Genomic DNA, 1,297 nt, shown 5'->3' on the forward strand with positions numbered 1-1,297 from the left:
TATGTTGATACGCTCCTTTACATTTTGAAACAGTACGAGGAAGAGATTACTTATAAAATCCTGTCGAACGAGCTTATTCAACAAGGCTATTTCTTCAAGTTTAATGTTAATGTCATCCTACGAGCGGACATTAAAACGCAGATGGAGGCTCTATCGAAAGGCGTCAACAACGGCATATATACAGCTAATGAAGCAAGAAGTTACCTCGATTTACCGGCTGAGGAAGGCGGTGACGTTCTGATGGTAAACGGTAACTATATCCCGATCACGATGATCGGCCAGCAGTACCAGAAAGGAGGTGACAGTTGATGCCGTTTTGGAAATTCATCGTCAACCAAGCGACTGAAACTGAACCAGAGAGCGTGGAGCTTCGCATTGAAGGTGACATTGTAGACGATGACGAAGCGTGGTTATATGAATGGTTTGGGATGCCGTCAACATCACCGAACGCATTTAAAGAGGAATTAAGCCAATTTAAAGGCAAGGACATTACTGTATGGATTGACAGCTATGGCGGTAGCGTGTTTGCGGCGGCAGGTATTTACAATGCATTGAAAGAGCATAACGGCAAGATTACCGTCAAGATTGACAGCAAGGCGATGAGCGCGGCGTCTGTCATCGCGATGGCCGGTGATGAGGTACTCATGAGCCCGATGGCGGTGATGATGATTCATAATCCACTGACGACCGCATACGGCAATATGCATGACTTACGGAAGGTTGCTGATATTCTAGACACCATTAAAGAATCCATTGTCAACGCCTACGCATTAAAAACAGGGCGTTCTCGCAGTAAAATCTCGCAGATGATGGACGATGAGACATGGATGTCAGCTAATGTAGCTGTCAAAGAGGGCTTTGCAGACGGCATCTTGTATCAAGATCAGCCGTTAGACGTGGCGAATATGAGTCAATTCACTTTCAATCGCCTAGCTGTCGTTAACAGTGCGAATCAATCCATTCGCCACGCAGTTGAACTACTTAACAAGAAAAATGAACAGGATGAAAAAGAAAGACTGTTATTGGAACTAGACCTCATCTAGTTCCTTTTTTATTGCACAAAAAGTTAAAAGGAGGAAACAAACATGCCGAAGGAATTACGTGAGTTGCTTGAACAAATCCAAAACAAAAAGGAAGAAGCTCGTAAACTTCTTGCTGAAAACAAAATCGAGGAAGCGAAAAAGCTGAAAGAGGAAATTGTTGCGCTTCAAGAAAAATTTGATATTGCCAAAGAGCTTTACGAGGAACAAAAACAAACTATTGAGGATAAAGAGCCGTTAAAACCGACTGTACAAGT

General features: G+C 43.1%; 2 protein-coding genes and 1 pseudogene. All 3 read left to right on the forward strand.

The window, feature by feature from the left end:
• Nucleotides 1-309, forward strand: a 309-nt coding sequence (locus tag BM278_RS18170; protein WP_143093500.1) for a phage portal protein, incomplete at its 5' end; no start/stop codon positions are given.
• Entirely contained in the window at nucleotides 309-1,043 is a 735-nt protein-coding gene (locus BM278_RS18175) for a head maturation protease, ClpP-related (protein ID WP_090952542.1), read from the forward strand. The genes BM278_RS18170 and BM278_RS18175, both read left to right, overlap by 1 nt.
• Before the next feature lie 42 nt (nucleotides 1,044-1,085).
• Nucleotides 1,086-1,297, forward strand: a pseudogene (locus BM278_RS18180) (phage major capsid protein); the annotation flags it as partial.

The sequence above is a fragment of the Parageobacillus thermantarcticus genome (assembly GCF_900111865.1).
Classification (GTDB): Bacteria; Bacillota; Bacilli; order Bacillales; family Anoxybacillaceae; genus Parageobacillus; species Parageobacillus thermantarcticus.